The sequence below is a fragment of the Actinobacillus genomosp. 1 genome (genome assembly GCF_029774175.1).
GTDB lineage: Bacteria > Pseudomonadota > Gammaproteobacteria > Enterobacterales > Pasteurellaceae > Actinobacillus.
Genome location: NZ_CP103834.1, coordinates 1,427,203 through 1,440,861 on the forward strand (window position 1 = coordinate 1,427,203; position 13,659 = coordinate 1,440,861).

General features: G+C 39.4%; 10 protein-coding genes. 5 read left to right on the forward strand and 5 right to left on the reverse strand.

Going from position 1 to position 13,659, the window contains the following annotated elements; translation table 11 throughout:
• Positions 1 to 63 precede the first annotated feature (63 nt).
• The 5 genes from malF to NYR63_RS06535 all read left to right on the forward strand — a co-directional run bounded on the left by malF (position 64) and on the right by NYR63_RS06535 (position 7,339).
• Positions 64 to 1,614 (forward strand): maltose ABC transporter permease MalF, encoded by a 1,551-nt coding sequence (gene malF / locus NYR63_RS06515; RefSeq protein ID WP_005601770.1) that lies wholly within the window; start codon positions 64 to 66, stop codon positions 1,612 to 1,614.
• A 50-nt stretch (positions 1,615 to 1,664) separates the two neighbouring features.
• Entirely contained in the window at positions 1,665 to 2,555 is an 891-nt protein-coding gene (gene malG / locus NYR63_RS06520; protein ID WP_005598221.1) for a maltose ABC transporter permease MalG, read from the forward strand.
• Between the two features lie 91 nt (positions 2,556 to 2,646).
• The gene (gene malQ, locus NYR63_RS06525) at positions 2,647 to 4,665 is read left to right on the forward strand and encodes a 4-alpha-glucanotransferase (RefSeq protein ID WP_279456811.1); all 2,019 of its coding nucleotides are present in this window, start codon (positions 2,647 to 2,649) and stop codon (positions 4,663 to 4,665) included.
• Positions 4,666 to 4,892: 227 nt separating this feature from the next.
• Positions 4,893 to 6,479: a carbon starvation CstA family protein gene (locus NYR63_RS06530; RefSeq protein ID WP_279456812.1), complete on the forward strand. Its 1,587-nt coding sequence runs from the start codon at positions 4,893 to 4,895 to the stop codon at positions 6,477 to 6,479.
• 65 nt (positions 6,480 to 6,544) lie between these two features.
• Positions 6,545 to 7,339, forward strand: coding sequence for a TatD family hydrolase (locus NYR63_RS06535; protein WP_279456813.1), 795 nt, complete (start codon positions 6,545 to 6,547; stop codon positions 7,337 to 7,339).
• Positions 7,340 to 7,396: 57 nt separating this feature from the next.
• Here the strand turns inward: NYR63_RS06535 and gorA are convergent, their stop codons facing one another.
• The 5 genes from gorA to NYR63_RS06560 all read right to left on the reverse strand — a co-directional run bounded on the left by gorA (position 7,397) and on the right by NYR63_RS06560 (position 13,659).
• On the reverse strand, positions 7,397 to 8,767 hold the full coding sequence (gorA, locus tag NYR63_RS06540; RefSeq protein WP_279456814.1) for a glutathione-disulfide reductase: 1,371 nt from the start codon (positions 8,765 to 8,767) through the stop codon (positions 7,397 to 7,399).
• Between the two features lie 78 nt (positions 8,768 to 8,845).
• The gene (locus NYR63_RS06545) at positions 8,846 to 9,364 is read right to left on the reverse strand and encodes a TIGR00645 family protein (RefSeq protein ID WP_279456815.1); all 519 of its coding nucleotides are present in this window, start codon (positions 9,362 to 9,364) and stop codon (positions 8,846 to 8,848) included.
• A gap of 103 nt (positions 9,365 to 9,467) precedes the next feature.
• On the reverse strand, positions 9,468 to 10,106 hold the full coding sequence (locus tag NYR63_RS06550) for a nitroreductase family protein (RefSeq protein ID WP_279456816.1): 639 nt from the start codon (positions 10,104 to 10,106) through the stop codon (positions 9,468 to 9,470).
• 161 nt (positions 10,107 to 10,267) lie between these two features.
• Complete coding sequence (locus NYR63_RS06555; protein WP_279456817.1) at positions 10,268 to 11,914, reverse strand: phosphoethanolamine transferase; 1,647 nt, start codon at positions 11,912 to 11,914, stop codon at positions 10,268 to 10,270.
• Positions 11,915 to 12,369: 455 nt separating this feature from the next.
• Positions 12,370 to 13,659 (reverse strand): ATP-binding protein, encoded by a 1,290-nt coding sequence (locus tag NYR63_RS06560; protein WP_279456818.1) that lies wholly within the window; start codon positions 13,657 to 13,659, stop codon positions 12,370 to 12,372.

Here is a 13,659-nt window from a genome sequence, read left to right on the forward strand (position 1 = left end):
GTTTTTCACAAAGAGGATGAGTTTAACCTCATCCCATTTTGCTCCATTCTTAGGGGAAATTCTATGCAAGCACTAAAAACCGTTACCCCTTCTCAATCTTGGGCAAAACGCCTATTTATTGGGTTACTTTACCTACTCTCTTTTTATCTTGTTTTTACTATTTATTTACAAGGCGAAATCTTATTTGCATTACTTGTACTCGTAGTAGTTACCGCCGGTATTTATATTTTCTCTAACAAATCAACTTATCACTGGCGATATGTTTACCCGGGTGTAGCGGCAATGGGGATCTTTGTACTCTTCCCGCTCATTTGTACCGTTGTCATCGCATTTACCAATTATAGCGGTTCGAACCAACTAAGTTTCGAACAAGTGCTCAGAAACTTACAAAGCCAAACGTATGCCGCTGGAGAACGCTTAGATTTCAAACTTATTGAAGCGAATAACAACCAATATCAAATTGCTTTAACCAGTAAAGAATCGCAAAAAAATTATCTTTCCGACCCGCTTGTATTAAACGACTTAGCTTCGGAAATCACAGTAAATGAAGTAGAACAATTTCCGGCTGGTAATGTTGCTCCATTAAAAGCCATTACACAAAATCGCCAAAACTTACAGTCTGTGAAACTTATTCTTCCGACTGAGCAAAAACTCACTATGAGTTCTTTACGCCAATTTGCAGAACAAAAAGCTCGTTATACCTACGATGAAAACCATGAAATCTTAACGAATAATGAAACTCAAGAACGCTATAAAGCTAATGATGAAATTGGTTTCTTCCAAAAAATAGATGCGCAAAATAATTTTCTAGATAGTAGATTGGAACCGGGCTATACCGTTACAACCGGTTGGCACAATTTTATCAAAATCTTAACCGATGACGGTGTTCAAGAACCCTTTATTAAAATCTTTATTTGGACTGTTGTATTCGCACTGTTAACGGTTATTTTCACAACCTTACTTGGCATGATTTTTGCCTCCCTTGTGCAATGGGAAGCCCTACAAGGTAAAGCGATTTATCGTCTGTTACTCATTTTACCTTATGCCGTACCGGGCTTTATTTCAATCTTAGTTTTTAAAGGGTTATTTAACCAAAGTTTCGGTGAAATCAATCTTATTCTGAACCAATTATTCGGTATCCGTCCGGAATGGTTTAATGATCCGTTCTTAGCTAAGGCAATGTTACTGATTGTGAATACTTGGTTAGGTTATCCGTATATGATGATTGTTTGCATGGGCTTGCTAAAAGCGATTCCACACGATTTATATGAAGCTTCTGCGATTGATGGCGCAAGTGTATGGCAAAATTTCACGAAAATTACCATGCCATTGTTAATTAAACCGCTTATGCCGTTAATGATTGCCAGCTTCGCCTTTAACTTTAATAACTTTGTATTAATCCAATTATTGACCAACGGTGGCCCAAATATGGTAGGCACAACAACACCGGCTGGTCATACCGATTTACTGGTCAGTTACACTTATCGTATTGCCTTTGAAGGTAGTGGTACACAAGACTTTGGTTTGGCTGCCGCAATTGCGGTCATCATCTTCTTGCTAGTAAGCGGATTAGCATTATTCCAAATCAGAATGACGAAATTATCACAAGATTAATTGAAATTGCTCCTTCTACATACAGAGAAGGAGCAACGAGGATATTAACTATGGCTATTGTTCAACCTAAATCAATGAAATTGCGTTTATTTTCTACGCATCTTTTTCTAATCTGTTTTTGTGCGATTATCTTATTCCCGATGCTGATGATTATCGGGATTTCATTGCGCCCCGGAAACTTAGCAATTGGTGAATTGATTCCAAGTGAAATTTCACTTGAACACTGGAAACTCGCCTTAGGCATTAGCGTTACTCATGCGGACGGAAGTATAACCCCACCGCCATTCCCTGTTTTACTTTGGCTATGGAATTCCGTCAAAGTCGCGGGTATTACCGCTCTAATTACCCTCGCACTTTCAACCACTGCTGCGTATGCTTTTGCCCGTTTGCGTTTTGCCGGTAAAAGTTTGTTGCTGAAATCAATGTTAATTTTCCAAATGTTTCCGGCGGTACTTTCATTAGTCGCGTTATATGCCTTATTTGATCGTCTAAGCGATTACATTCCGTTCTTAGGTTTAAATACGCACGGCGGAGTAATCTTTGCTTACTTAGGCGGTATCGCAATGCACGTTTGGACAATCAAAGGTTATTTTGAAACTATTGATAAATCGCTTGAAGAAGCCGCAGCCCTCGACGGAGCAAGCCCGTGGCAAACTTTCCGCTTAATTTTACTACCGCTTTCCGTACCGATTTTAGCAGTTGTATTTATTCTCTCCTTTATCTCAAGCATTATCGAAGTTCCGGTTGCATCCTTATTGTTACGAGATGTTGATAACTACACGCTTGCAGTAGGTATGCAACAGTATTTACATCCGCAAAACTACCTCTGGGGCGACTTTGCCGCAGCAGCCATCTTGTCTGCTATTCCAATCACGCTTGTATTCTTATTAGCACAACGTTGGTTAGTCGGTGGTTTAACTGCTGGTGGCGTAAAAGGATAGGTATCAGAGGAGCCTCCTCCGATTTGCAAAAAATAAATAAAAAATAACCGCTTATGAAGCTATGCTCACTAAGCCCAAAAGGAAGATCACAATGAAATCGCTTCACCCATACCTTAATTCTTATTTTTTTGATGAATATGGCAGACGCCGTTATGCCAACCAAGCTGTCTGTCGCAAAATTGCAAAACGCTTAGGTTCTCCTAAAAGTAAACCCATTATCCCTCCTGTAAAAGTAGCGACAGAAGGACAAGCGGTCTATATTCGACTAAATCTTGCAAATAGCAATAAAGCCTTACAAGCTCGCTGGCAACTTCACCTAGAAACCGGTGAAACTCGTTGTGGTAAAGTAAAGCGTAATGCGATCAATCTACCGAAAGATCTACCGATGGGCTATCATCAATTACAGCTTGAAAGTGAGCATCATTCGCTTAGTTGCCGTCTTATTATTACGCCAAAAACCGCTTTCCAACCGAAAGAATTACAACAAAAACAAAAATTATGGGGAGCTATTTTACAGCTCTATACGCTTCGTTCCGAACATAACTGGGGAATTGGCGATTTTAGCGACTTGAAAACCTTTCTCAATCGACTTGCTGAAAAAGGTGGTGATTTTATTGGGCTAAATCCAATTCACGCTATTTTCCCAGCCAATCCAGAAAGTGCCAGCCCTTATAGTCCGTCTTCTCGTTTATGGCAAAACATTATTTATATTGATGTAACCGCGATTGATGCCTTCCAACAATCTAGTGAAGCACAAGCTTGGTTTCATTCCGCAGAAGTTCAACAACAGCTTATTGAGGCAAGAACAAAAGACTACGTAGATTATTCGCAAGTAATGCGCTTAAAACTCGAAGGGCTACGATTAGCTTATGCCACTTTCATTCAGCAAGACCAACAAGCTTTCGAACAATTTATCAATGAATACGGCGAAAGCCTAAAAGTACAAGGCACATTCGATGCACTACATTATTGGTTATCCAACCAATTTAGCGAGCAATGGGGTTGGAATTTCTGGGCGCAAGAATATCAAGACTACGCATCAAATGCGGTACAGGCATTCCAAACGGAACATAGCCAATTAGTTCGTTTTTATATGTGGTTGCAATTTGTGGCTCAACAACAATTAAAAGCGTGTAATCAATTGGCAAAAGCACTCAATATGCCTATCGGCTTTTACCGTGATTTAGCGGTGGGTGTTGCCGATAATGGTGCGGAAACTTGGGCGGATAAAGAGTTATTTGTGCTAAATGCCTCTGTTGGTGCACCACCGGATATTATGGCGCCAAACGGACAAAACTGGGGCTTATCTCCGATGCATCCGGAAGTATTGCAAAGCCGAGCATATCAGCCGTTTATTGATTTATTACGTGCTAATATGAAAGATTGCGGAGCATTACGAATCGACCATATTCTTGGTTTTGCTCGTATGTGGTGGGTCGCAAAAGGCGATTCGGCTAAAAATGGGGCGTATGTGCGTTATCCACTTGAGGATTTGTTAGCAATTCTAGCCTTAGAAAGCCAACGACATCAATGTTTAATCATTGCAGAAGCACTTGGTACCGTGCCAAAAGGCATGCTACAAAAATTAGAAGACAAAGGTATTCTTGCCTATAACATTTTCTATTTCGAATGGGATCGACACGGCAGCAAACCATTAGCCGATTATCCATATCAAGCGATGACCACACTCAGTACACATGATTTACCAACCGTACAAGGCTACTGGAAGGGTTACGACTTTGATTTAGGCGAAAAATTCGGTGTTTATCCGAGTGAGAAAGTACTCAATATTCTGAAACAAAGCCGCCATTTCAATAAGGAAGCGATTAGACAAGCGGTCGAAAAAGCCCAAGATCTTGCAAAAGACAGCGAGGGCGTCAGCCTACAATTTGTACATCAGTTACAAAACTATGTAGCGGATACCAATTCTGCATTATTCGGTACTCAACCGGAAGATTGGCTAAATATGCTTGAACCGGTGAATATTCCCGGAACAAGTACTGAATATCCGAATTGGCGAAGAAAATTAAGCGTAACGATAGAAGAAATCTTTGCTAATCAGCAAATTCAACAGTTACTCGAAACTTTCGAAGAGAAACGACACAAATAAGCATACCGCCACAAGAAATTGTGGCGTTTTTATATAAATTATGACTTATGTTAAGAAAATAAAATTTTTCACATCAAAAAAATTTGAAGTGATTCACATTTCTTACATAAATACTCATTTATAGTAACGAACAGAATTTACTTTATTCACGTATATCACTAAAATATAACGCCGCTTGGGCAATTTATATAACTTCCAAATTTAAACTTTTATAAGGTTACCTTACTATGTTGTGGTTCTTCTTCTGTGTCGCAGTCCTCGTACTCGGCTATTTCATCTATGGGAAAATCATCGAAAAGATTTTCGTGATTAACCCGAAAAAAGCAACACCTGCTTATACAATGAATGACGGTGTGGACTATATGCCAATGTCTAAAACGAAGATTTGGCTTATTCAGTTATTAAACATTGCGGGTACCGGTCCTATCTTCGGTCCGATCCTCGGTGCATTATACGGACCTGTTGCAATGATTTGGATCGTAATCGGTTGTATCTTTGCCGGTGCGGTACATGACTACTTCTGCGGTATGTTAAGTATTCGTAACGGTGGTGCGACAATGCCGGCATTAGCGGGTAAATTCTTAGGCCGTCCGGTTAAAGTATTTATCAACGTAATGGCGTTAATCCTTCTATTATTAGTAGGTGTGGTATTCGTTGCAAGTCCGGCGCAATTAATGGCAACCATTACAATGGATGTTGCCGGCGCAACTTCAGGTGCGATTGAATTAGGTGATGTCGAAGCGGTTAAACAAGCGGTAGAAGCCGGTGGCGTAACCGTTTGGGGTATGGATAAAGCGACTGTAATTAGTGTATGGACATTTATTATCTTCGGTTACTATATTCTAGCGACATTATTACCGGTAGATAAAATCATCGGTCGTATCTATCCGTTCTTCGGTGCGTTATTACTATTTATGTCAATCGGTATGGTTTACGGTTTAGTAAGTTCTCACTTAAGTGCGCAAGATCCGATTGATTTCTTCCGTACTATCAACGCAGACGGTCAAGGTTTAACATGGGAGAAATTCACCCAAAACTTCCAACCTAAAGGCGATGTTCCGATTTGGCCTTTATTATTCTTAACCATTTCTTGCGGTGCGTTATCAGGTTTCCACGCGACACAAACTCCGTTAATGGCGCGTTGTGCGGAAAATGAAAGCGAAGGTCGCTTCATTTTCTACGGTGCGATGATTACTGAAGGTGTAATCGCATTAGTATGGTGTATGGTTGGTCTTGCATTCTATGAAAACCCACAAGCGTTACAAGATGCAATTGCAGCAGGTTCTCCGTCTAAAGTGGTTTATGACAGCTCAATGCACTTCTTAGGCTTTATCGGCGGTATTTTTGCAATCCTCGGCGTAGTGGTATTACCGATTACTTCAGGCGATACGGCATTCCGTGCTGCACGTTTACAAATTGCGGAAATTTTCAAAATCGACCAACGTTCATTAGCGAAACGTTTATTGATTGCAGTACCGTTATTCGCATTAGGTTTCGTAGTATCGAAAATCGACTTTAGCGTGTTATGGCGTTACTTCACTTGGGCAAACCAAATGACAGCGATGGTAATGCTTTGGACTGCAGCGGCATACTTATATCGTTACAAAAAATTCCACTGGGTATGTTCAATCCCTGCGTGGTTTATTACAAGCGTATGTGCAACCTACTTATTCTATAACAAAATCGGTTTCGGTTTAGATTATGAATTATCGGTTTACTTAGGCTTAGCGACAACAGTTGTTTGTATCGTACTTTTCTTCACTATGCTTAAACCGTTAGGTGAACGTGACGAAGATGCTTATGCAGCAAACTAATCTTGATTAAAACGTTAAAAGCGAGGAAAATTTCCTCGCTTTTTTATTTTTTACCATTCTATTATATGCAATTCTTTGATACCCATACTCATTTGGATTATGTTTCGGAAAGCCTCAATCTTTCCATTCCCCAACTTGTTGAAAACGCCGAACATTCGAATGTAAAACGTATTTTGATTGTGTCCGTATTTGCAGAAAATTTCGCAAAAGTGACCGCTTGCGCCAAGCAAATGCCTAATAACTTAGTGTACGGTTTAGGGCTTCACCCGCTTTATATTCAACAGCATCAGACCGAGCATTTAGATAATTTAGAATCCTTATTATCCCAACAAGATCCGCAATGTACAGCAATTGCCGAAATCGGTTTGGAAAGAGCTGTCGAACAGCTTTGTACTGATGAGCTTTGGCAAAAACAATGTGAATTTTTAGAAACACAGCTTGCTTTCGCCAAGCGGTTTAATTTACCGGTAAATTTACATTCTCGTCGCAGTCATGATCAGCTTTCCGTCTTTCTAAAAAAAGCGAAATTATCCAATACCGGCGTTATTCACGGCTTTGCGGGAAGCTACGAGCAGGCGAAACGCTTTGTCGATTTAGGTTATAAGATTGGGGTTGGCGGCACTATTACTTATGCAAGAGCGAATAAAACCAGAGAAGCGATTCGTAAGCTGCCTTTAGAAAGTTTATTGTTGGAAACCGACTCGCCCGATATGCCGGTATTCGGCTTTCAAGGAGAACCTAATCGTCCGGAACGCTTGGCAGTCAGTTTTCAAACGCTTTGCGAGTTACGGAATGAATCGCCACCGATGATTGCGGAAACAATTTGGAACACCGGCGAACAATTATTTTGGTATAAATAAAAAACGGATACCTTAGTATCCGTTTTTCAAATAAGTATAACTTGCACTAGCTCATACTTAGCGCATCGTTACAAACTCTTCCGAACCGGTCGGGTGAATGGCAACGGTATTATCAAAATCAGCTTTCGTTGCGCCCATTTTAATCGCTACCGCAAAACCTTGAATCATTTCGTCCACACCGAAACCGATTCCGTGTAAACCGACTACTTTCTCGTCTTTACCGACACAAACCAGCTTCATTCGGCAAGGTTGGCGATGTTGAGTCACAGCAGTGTACATCGCGGTAAATGAAGATTTATAGACTTTCACATTCTCCGCACCGTATTGTTCAATCGCTTGCGGTTCGGTTAAACCGACCGTACCAATCGGCGGGTGGCTAAAGATAACGGTCGGTACTAAATTGTAATCCAAATGTTCGTTCGGTTTATTGTTAAATAAACGTTCGGATAAACGACGACCTGCAGCTACCGCAACCGGTGTTAATTCAATTCCGCCTTCAATAATATCGCCGACCGCATAAATATTCGGCACGTTGGTATTTTGGAATTTATCGACGATAATCTGACCTTTATCATTGGTTTTCACACCCACCGCATCAAGATTAATTTTATCGCACGCCGGCTCACGACCAATCGCCCAAATTAAGCAATCAACCGTTGCTTCACGCCCGTCCGCTAAGGTTAATACTAATGAACCGTCTGCATTTTTACGCACTTCTTGCGGAATCGCTTGAGTATGTAGCGTGATACCATCTTGCGCCAAGACTTCTAACAACGTATCGACAATTAACGGATCTTGCATACGTAGCGGTGCGTGTTGGCGTACAAATAAATGCGTTTCAGATCCTAAACTGTTTAACACACCGGCAATTTCAACCGCTATATAGCCGGCTCCGACCACCGCAACACGTTTAGGGACTTCACGTAATGCAAAGAACCCGTCGGAATCAATACCGTATTCCGCACCTTTAATCGCCGGAATCGACGGACGACCGCCGGTCGCAATTAAAATATGATCTGCAGTAACTTGCTCAGAACTGCCGTCAGCATAAGTTACTTCAACCGTTTTCGCATCCACAAATTTTGCAAAACCGTTAAATACATCAACGTTATTTTTTGCCAATACGTTGTTATATGAAGTATGAATACGTGAAATATATGCCTCACGACTTTCAATTAATTTGGTGAAATCAAAGTTATTGACCGTGACATCAAAGCCGTAATCCGGTGCATAACTGTTAATCGCTTCGGCAATATGCGCACCGTAGAACATTACTTTTTTCGGCACACAGCCGACATTTACGCAAGTACCGCCTAAATGTTTCGCCTCAATAATCGCACATTTTTTGCCGTAGCTTGCCGCACGGTTGATAGAAGCGATACCGCCGCTGCCGCCGCCAATCGCTAGATAATCATAATGTTTAGTCATAGTCCTTTTCCTACATAAATAAAAGCGGTTCAATTCTAACCGCTTTTGATAAAAATGCATTAAATTATTGTGATAGATTTAATGGTGTTTTACTGTCACCGAATGTGAGATTTTATCGGTATAAGCCATTGCAACCGCCGAAATCAAGAAAGTCACATGAATAATTACCTGCCATTGCATGGTTTTTTCATCCAAATTACCTGCATTAATAAAGGTTTGTAGCAAGTGAATCGATGAAATACTGATGATTGACATACCCAATTTCACTTTTAATACCGAAGCATTGACATGATTGAGCCATTCCGGCTGATCCGGATGATCATCTACTCTTAATCTCGAGACGAATGTTTCATAGCCGCCGACGATAACCATAATTAATAAGTTGGCAATCATCACTACGTCAATTAAGTTTAATACCGTTAGCATAATAGTATTCTCATCCATTACGCCTAAGTTTACGATTAAGTTGTAGAGTGATTTCATAAACTTATAAGCATAGATACCTTGCACTACAATTAAGCCTAAATAAATCGGTAACTGTAGCCAGCGGCTGGCAAAAATAATCTTACTTAAAATCGAATTATTAGCGGGTTGCATACTTCCTCAAACATAAAAAATAACAATAAAAAAGCGGTCTAATTTTAGCAACTTTTTGCAAAAGTTTTAAGAAATCAGACCGCTTGTTTAACAAATATTACAATTACTTTTTAAAGCCCAGCCCGTTATTCCAAGAGACCGTATATTCAAGTGATAAACGACTACTCGGTAACGCTGCGGTGGCAGCCTTGCCAATCGCCAATAACATGACCGGTAAATAACGTGTCGTATCTACTTCTAAAGCCGCCAGCACGGACGGGCGATCAAATACCCCTATTGCGTGAGTATCATAACCTTTATCTTTGGCAATTAACATTAATTGCATTGCCGCTAAACTGGTATCGGTAATTACTTGATCGCGAATATCCTGTTCCGTTGCCGCATTATGTACGCTAAGTAAGAAATCCAACGAACGTTGTTTAAATTGTTGGTGTAAACAACCGGTTTCAATCGAACGATCTAAAATATCATCCAGTAACAATTGATATTGTAAATCCGCCAATACGAGAATCACCGCAGAAGCCGTTTCACACGGCGGTACATTAAATGCAACCGAGCCTAACAATTTACTTTTCTGCTCCGCATCATCCACCACGACAAAACGCCACGGTTGTAAATTTGCTTTAGACGGTGCAAGTTGCGCTAAACTCAACATTTCTTCTAATTCTTGGCGATCTATTTTCACATTAGGATTAAACACTTTGATCGTTTTACGCTGCTCAATAACGTTTTTAAGTTCCATTCTTCATTCCTTCTATAAATTATTATCTATACCAGTGTACGTTTAGCAAATACAAAGAGGAATAGTCTAAATGGGGTATTTAACATTTTTTATGCACTAGATCAAAAATCAGACAAGCGGTTAAATTTGAGCAAAAATCCACAAAATCCGTTCAATCTTGTTTAACGATGACAACTACCGACAATATCGAGCGAAATATCATATATTGGCAAGCTGTGTTTATTCATATCAATATCTAACAAGCTAAATACCGTATGGAATACGTTATCGTGTGAATAAGGCTTGTCGGCATTGCGTTTAATACAGTCTAAATCAAACGGCTCATTTTTTTCCCAAGATTTTGAAAACCAAATCATCATCGGAACTTTAGTTTGTTCTTTTGGTGCAAGAGAGTACGGCGTGCTATGTAAGTAAATATCATTTTCGCCTAATGATTCACCATGATCGGAAAAATAATATACTGCACTTTCCCAGTCATCTCGTCTTTCTAAACGTTGGAGGACTTGATCAAGAAACTTATCTAAATAAACAATACCGTTGTCATAGGTGTTTACCAATTCTTCATTACTACATTTACTGATTTCATTAGTATCACAAGTCGGCGTAAAAAGGCGTTCGTTTTCGGTGTAGCGTTCATAGTAAGTTGGGCCATGGCTGCCGATCGTATGCAATACTATCACCGTATCTTTGTCTGAATTTTCAGCTAAGGCTTTATCCAATTCAGGTAACATCACTTCATCTAAACACTCACTATTGGTACAAAGTGAGGAAGCGTTACCATTAAAAGTATTAATTTCTTTAACTCGATTAGCCACACCTTTGCTATCGCTATTATTTTCAATCCACACCACATTAACACCTGCACGACTCAAAATATCAAGTAAATTATCTTGATTTTTAGCAGTAACTTCATCGTACTGCTCTCGTGTCATTGATGAAAACAAGCACGGTACGGAAATAGCTGTAGCAGTTCCACAACTGCTGACATTACTAAAATTAATCAAATTCTCACCGCTTGCAAGACGGGCTGCCATTTTCGGTGTAGTCTGACGTGCGTAACCATTTAGTCCCCAATTCATCGCACGGGTTGTTTCACCTAGCACAATGACAGTCACATGGCGATAGCGATCAGGTTTTTCTATTTTAACATTTTCTGCTAATTTCTCGAACGGACGATTTTCTATTCGACTATGCTTGATTTTACTCACACTAGCAGCAACAAAATTAGACGGTACAATCAAATGAGGCAAGTATTTGTTATTACGGAAAAATGAAGCGTAATCTTGATAAAACTGACTGGCGACTGCAAAAATCATTAACGATGCAGTAAAAATCACTGCAATTCTGAGTGAAATTTCTTTCCACCAAGCTTGGTAAGCGATTCTCACGTTAAGATAAGCGAGTGCCGGCACAATACCAAGGAAGAAAATCCACACAAGATAGCTTGGTGTCATCATTCGCAGGCTTTCAGCAGGGTTGGTTTGTAATACATTAGTGAGCATATCACGGTCAAAATAGACATTGAAAAACAATGAGTTATAGCTTACCGCTGCACTTAATAGAATAAGTAACGGTACAATCACTTTATGTATAAATGGAAGAGAAAGTAGGTTTAGTACAATATTTAAGGCAGCAAAAAGCACTAACGGCATGGTGTAAATGAAGTAATCAGCGCTTGTTCCTGTAAATTGGTAGAGACTGACAACTTTTCGGAAAAAACCGATATTCAAGGCAACAGTAACATAAAGTGAAACCAGGGCGATAAGACTAACTTGAGATAAATGCCATTGAGGACGTTTAAATTTCATTGAGTTATCCTTTATATAAAAAAGAGAAAATTGACGGTTAGATATTTAATTTCATAGTATTAAAGATAAATAGCTATAAGCACACTGATAACTATTTTGTCCAATTATTAATATAATACAGGGGCAAAATTAGGCGAAAATTAGGAAAAATCGTTAAAAAGATAAAGAATATAGTGAAATATTCAAACTATTGAAAAATGAAAAAGCTCAAACTAAAACAGTTTGAGCTTTTAAGATCATTATGAAAAAAACATATCGGCTTAGCAGTTCCGATGTGAGACATCTTAAACAAGAAAAATTAGCGGAAAATTAGCAAGCTGACGAATTTTACTAACGTTTTGTAATTATGTTGTCATTGTATCAATGATATTGGTAGATATGGACTGTGTTCAACCATATTCAATTATTACATTCACAGATAATTATTTTGGGCAAACACAGTTATTATAAATGGACTAGGCTTGCAGATAAGATTTACGCAGGAATACTTTGACCAAAAGTCCGGTTGAGAATTTCTGGCTGTCATGTAATTCTAGATATCCACCATAACGTTTAGCTATGTTTACAGCGATTGCTAGACCAAGCCCTGTACCTTGTTGTTCTGTACCGAGAATACGGAAGAATGGCTCAAGTACTCGCTCCTGCATTTCCGATGGAATACCATTACCATTATCCTCTACACTAAAAATCACAAATTCATCATGTTCTTCACAGCTTAAATCAATTTGGCTTTCTGCTGGCGTATATCGTAATGCGTTATCAACCAAAGTTTTAACAAGAGTAAACATATCAATTTCCGGAGCATAAAAAACCACCGCTTGCGAACCTACCACACCAATATCCTGATCTTTTTGCTGGCTAATAGGTAGCAAACTTTCAATAATTTGACGAAATAAATATTGAGAATTGATTTCCGTTTTTTGTAAACTTACATAGCTTGCCTGTGCTTTGGCCAGTAAAAGTAGTTGCTCAATTAAGTGACGGTTACGCTTAATACTTTGTTGAATTTGTTCAATTTGCACCGCTTGTTGTATTGGCAGTCCTTGTCCTGAAAGGCGTTCAGCCTGCAATGAAAGAGCCGTCATCGGACTACGCATTTCGTGGGCTGCATCTGCTATAAATCGCTGTTGCTGTTCAATCGAATGGAAAGTTCTGACTAACAGTTGATTAATCGCATTGGTAAAGCCTTGAATTTCAGTTGGAACTTGTAAGGTATCAATCGGTGTTAAATCAAGATCTTGACGTTGCTCAATTTCTTGGGCGATATGTTGCACCGTTCGCATTTTAGAATGTACTAAAAATCCAATTGCCAGCACGGTAAGAGGTAATAAAATCGCAAATGGTACAAGATTATCTAACGCTACATCCATCGCTAAATCGGTACGATAATTGCTATTTTGGGCGACTAACACATAACCATCCGGCTTTCGTTTCAAATAAAAACGGTACATATCACCGTTATATTCAGCATCATAAAAGTCTTCATGTTTATCCGTTACATCAAAAATTGCATCAGGGCTTTTCGAAGTTTGTACCAGTAGTTGAGTATCATTATGGTCAGAATTTTGTTTAGGATAAGCTTTATTTGGGTCTATATAATCCGCTACCTGTCTTAAAACCCTATCCTGTAATTCATTGGTTTCTCTCCAAATATCAGAAAAGTTATAGCCTGCATTCAATAATGCCGTGATAAACAACAATGCCGAAATGCCCCACATCAATTGAGCTTTAATGGAATTTCTCAT